Source organism: Methanosphaera sp., from assembly GCF_016282985.1.
GTDB lineage: Archaea > Methanobacteriota > Methanobacteria > Methanobacteriales > Methanobacteriaceae > Methanosphaera.
In genome coordinates this window covers 1-3,623 of the sequence record NZ_JAEELZ010000021.1, presented here as the reverse complement: position 1 = coordinate 3,623, position 3,623 = coordinate 1, and the positions used below count along the sequence as shown (strand labels likewise).

Below are 3,623 nucleotides of genomic sequence, written 5' to 3'. Positions count from 1 at the left end.
TTAGATTCTACGATGTTCTCTATGCTACATATACAGTTAATACCGTTAGTAACTATCTAACCAAAAGATTTGTTATCGAAATTAAATAATTAAAATTAAAATAGTAAGTATTATGTTAAATCAAAGATGGCTTCTTACACTGCTTATGTGTATTTTCTTCGGAGGATTGGGTGTTCACCGTTTTATGAATGGTAAAATCGGCACAGGTATCCTTATGCTTCTTACCCTTGGTGGTTTCGGTATTTGGATTGTTATTGACCTTATTCTTATTGCCTGTGGACAATTTAATGATAAAAATAACCAACCAATACAAATGTATCTGAATTAAATTTTGTTATTTAATATATTTATTGTATATTTGTAACTGAATGCTATTCATAATCTATTTTTAGGAAAACATACAGCAAATCTTATAATATTATTGATAAAATTATAGGAAACCCCAGTATATGGCAATTAATATATACTAAAAAATGTTTTCCGTTTTTTTAAATGTTCTTTGAAATTTGGCTGAGTGATGGAATGGTAGACATTAGGGACTTAAAATCCCTTGGGCAGAATGCCCGTGTGGGTTCGAATCCCACCTCAGCTACAAATTTTATTTTTAAGTACCCAATGAACCCCCGTAGTTCTTTTTTGTACACATAGAATATCATATCATATCTGTATATTTTCATTGGGTACTTTGTTAAAAAAAAGAGACGATAGTTTAAAACTACCGTCTCTTAATTTTTTTATGTAACTATTGTTACTTAACCTTTGGCTCAGTGAACTCCTTCCATTCCTTCTCAAGATTGTGCTCCTTTACGAAAACATCAATTCCTTCAAGCAATGTCTTCTTGTCATAATAGAACTGCTCCTTACGATTCCACCATTGTCCACCCAAAAAATAATAAACACATGCAAGTGCATATCCAACAGCACCAACAAGCGTTAAAATTCCCCAAGGAACATTGGCAATAACAATACCAATACAGGCAGTAAATACTACCCAAAGAAGCCAAAGCACAGGAATCGTTCTGTGATTCCTCTTGAGCCTTTCATCAAAATACTTATTCCAATCAAACATAATTAATTAATTTTGTTTTTTTATTATTATTAAGATTTTTACAAATATACTAATTTTCAATGAAATAATCAACTATAAATAGTAATTTATATCAAAAATTTTTCATTACGGCACGATTATTGCTATATAATACAATGAAATATATTTTTTGACACCCATCAGGTGCTCCAAGCAGAGAACGAATTTTTTTAATTTTAACCCTGAAGTATAATCTCCAACTAGCATATTCTATTAAAACGATTTAATATAAAATTTATTAGATAATAGTTGTTAAATATTGGTAAAATTTATATATTTGTATACAGAAATAATTTGATTTGGCATGATTATTGCATAGATAGAGACAAATGATTATTACATATGTTTAACTTTATAACGAAGTATTTTAGGAAGGAAGAGTATACAGAAACGACAAATGAGACTAAGAATGCTGCAGTTAACAGTACTGCTGTTACTATAGATAATTCTTATCCTGAAGACAGGAAGGAGTTATCTAAAAATCCATATGCATTTAAATTATCACCTGTAGAATCCTGGAGATATGATAATTTTGTTAAAGAGCACACTAAACATGGAGGAATAACTGGTGTTTTTTTTAAACCTAACGGCATAACGCTACAGGTAACATGTAAATGCGATAAATGTAATATAATTAAAGATATCACCGAATATGACTGAGACATTTAATTTCTGCTATTATGAGGGTGTATACTATATGGTTAAACCTGAATCACCCAATGTAATTACTTACTTCAAAAATAAACAAGAAATGCTTAAAGTAATAAAAGAATTGGAACAATCAAATAAAAACGCTAAAATAAATAAACTATATGAATACACAACAAAATAATCTACTTAAAAAAAGTGATGTAATTACCGCACTAAAAAATATTGGTATGACAGTGCCATCAGATATAACAGAATCACTTAACAATTCAGACTATGTAACTTATGACACGTTATCATTTATCATCAGAACTACTGCACAATATCATAATCAAGATTTTAATAAACTATATGAATTAACAGTAAAAAAAATTAAAGAACTAAATAATAATGAACGTGCCACTAATGACAGTACTCTTTTGAGTACTAATGAAAACTATGAACATGTAAACCATCCTTCCCATTATAATAACTATGGTGTAGAAGTTATTGATATGATGGAATCTATTTGGGGAACTCAAAACCTTATTACCTTCTGCGAAATGAACGCCTTTAAATATAGAATGAGAATGGGTACTAAACCTGATAACTCTATAGAACAAGATATCCAAAAAGAACAATGGTATCTTAATAAGGCTCATGAACTAAAAGATAAACTAATCAAAACTAAAGTATCTGAATTCTTTGATAAAGAATAATACTGTTTTATTATCATTTTTCATATATTATTACTCCTTAGGTACTCTTTTGAGTACCTTTTTGTATTATACTTTTTCACCACTTTTTTACTCCCTAAAACTATTTATATGTATTATAATAATAAAAAAATATGTTATACTATGAAACCAAACAACAATAACTCAACTATCTTACTTAAATTTAAAATCTTCGTGGAATTCCTTATAACTTTCTGCGCTATTTATCTTATCGTTAATTTCCCCTTGACTTTCTTTATGGATGTCGTTATCGGATTCTCTGCTATCTTCGTTCTTATGCAAGCTCTCGGTAATATTGATAAACTTAATGGCTATGGTAAATATAATAAACCTCAACCACCATATGATAACCACGACTACCATCAAGAAACAACCGATACCTATCCACACGAAATAGAACCTGAACCAACTTATCCTGATGATAATATTACAGATAATAACGAACTACCAGATATGAACGATAACTCAGACTTCCTTATTGATAATACTTCAGACTTCAACTCTATGGATGATATTATGGAATAATTACTAAACTTTATAAAATAAATTAACAGCCGAAAAGTATCTTCTTTCCGACTGTTTTTTTTTTTGCTGCGATGTCAAAAGGTAGAATTTCTACAATTTTACCTGTATGTTACCTACCTTATGGAAAATTTTACTATATTACTATTTTTTTATCTTAACTATTTAACTATCACATCATTATCACACTTTTTGCTTTTTTTTCATAGGCTATGAAAAATGAGCAAAATTTTGGATAACATTTTCATTATCAAACAATTAAATGTGGCGAAATGCTTTTTAATGTGGTAAAAAATTACTGTAAAAAAATTTTAAAAATTTGGAAAAAATTGATGGAAGACACTGTTTCTTTGTCTTATTTTACACTATTTGTGACAGAAAAATTATCCTCCATAACACATTACATATTATAGAGGAAATTAAACTAATTATTTTTTATCATTTCATAATATTCAGGAATAGAGAAGAAATTACCTAATAGATTCCACGAATCATTTTCTTGAAGTTTGATAGCCACTAAATCACCATTCATATTAAATCTACCATAGCAAGTATCTTTCAAAGAAGCACCAAAACTATTAACGGCTTCATAAGTAAGTTCATATATTTTAAATGAAGGTTTATTATATTGATTAGGATACTTACTTTTT

Annotated in this window: 7 protein-coding genes and 1 tRNA gene; 6 read left to right on the top strand and 2 right to left on the bottom strand. The window is 28.5% G+C overall.

Translation table 11 applies throughout. The features are described from left to right. The first annotated feature begins 112 nt into the window (after window positions 1–112). Both QZZ11_RS01200 and QZZ11_RS01195 read left to right on the top strand, forming a co-directional pair. The gene (locus QZZ11_RS01200; RefSeq protein ID WP_292472774.1) at window positions 113–328 is read left to right on the top strand and encodes a TM2 domain-containing protein; all 216 of its coding nucleotides are present in this window, start codon (window positions 113–115) and stop codon (window positions 326–328) included. Between the two features lie 180 nt (window positions 329–508). Next, window positions 509–592 (top strand) — tRNA-Leu (locus QZZ11_RS01195). 156 nt (window positions 593–748) lie between these two features. Here QZZ11_RS01195 and QZZ11_RS01190 read toward each other — a convergent pair. Further along, the gene (locus QZZ11_RS01190; protein WP_292472771.1) at window positions 749–1,069 is read right to left on the bottom strand and encodes a hypothetical protein; all 321 of its coding nucleotides are present in this window, start codon (window positions 1,067–1,069) and stop codon (window positions 749–751) included. Between the two features lie 360 nt (window positions 1,070–1,429). Between QZZ11_RS01190 and QZZ11_RS01185 the strand changes: the two genes are divergently transcribed. From QZZ11_RS01185 to QZZ11_RS01170, 4 genes are all read left to right on the top strand, one after another. After that, a complete protein-coding gene (locus QZZ11_RS01185) occupies window positions 1,430–1,747 on the top strand; it encodes a hypothetical protein (protein WP_292472769.1) in 318 nt (105 codons plus the stop codon). A 37-nt stretch (window positions 1,748–1,784) separates the two neighbouring features. Then, window positions 1,785–1,919: a hypothetical protein gene (locus QZZ11_RS01180; protein WP_292472767.1), complete on the top strand. Its 135-nt coding sequence runs from the start codon at window positions 1,785–1,787 to the stop codon at window positions 1,917–1,919. Further along, window positions 1,900–2,433: a DUF3310 domain-containing protein gene (locus tag QZZ11_RS01175; RefSeq protein ID WP_292472764.1), complete on the top strand. Its 534-nt coding sequence runs from the start codon at window positions 1,900–1,902 to the stop codon at window positions 2,431–2,433. The genes QZZ11_RS01180 and QZZ11_RS01175 overlap by 20 nt, the downstream gene beginning before the upstream one ends. A gap of 255 nt (window positions 2,434–2,688) precedes the next feature. Next, on the top strand, window positions 2,689–2,976 hold the full coding sequence (locus QZZ11_RS01170; protein WP_292472763.1) for a hypothetical protein: 288 nt from the start codon (window positions 2,689–2,691) through the stop codon (window positions 2,974–2,976). A gap of 421 nt (window positions 2,977–3,397) precedes the next feature. On the opposite strand, the gene QZZ11_RS01165 is transcribed toward QZZ11_RS01170, so the two are convergent. Continuing rightward, window positions 3,398–3,623 (bottom strand): hypothetical protein (locus tag QZZ11_RS01165; protein ID WP_292472761.1); only part of this gene is annotated, 226 nt, incomplete at its 5' end.

Coding starts and splice junctions, on each gene's coding strand:
- QZZ11_RS01200 (WP_292472774.1), top strand. CDS start 113: ATGTTAAATCAAAGATGGCTTCTTACACTGCTTATGTGTATTTTCTTC.
- QZZ11_RS01170 (WP_292472763.1), top strand. CDS start 2,689: ATGGATGTCGTTATCGGATTCTCTGCTATCTTCGTTCTTATGCAAGCT.
- QZZ11_RS01185 (WP_292472769.1), top strand. CDS start 1,430: ATGTTTAACTTTATAACGAAGTATTTTAGGAAGGAAGAGTATACAGAA.
- QZZ11_RS01190 (WP_292472771.1), bottom strand. CDS start 1,069: ATGTTTGATTGGAATAAGTATTTTGATGAAAGGCTCAAGAGGAATCAC.
- QZZ11_RS01175 (WP_292472764.1), top strand. CDS start 1,900: ATGAATACACAACAAAATAATCTACTTAAAAAAAGTGATGTAATTACC.
- QZZ11_RS01180 (WP_292472767.1), top strand. CDS start 1,785: ATGGTTAAACCTGAATCACCCAATGTAATTACTTACTTCAAAAATAAA.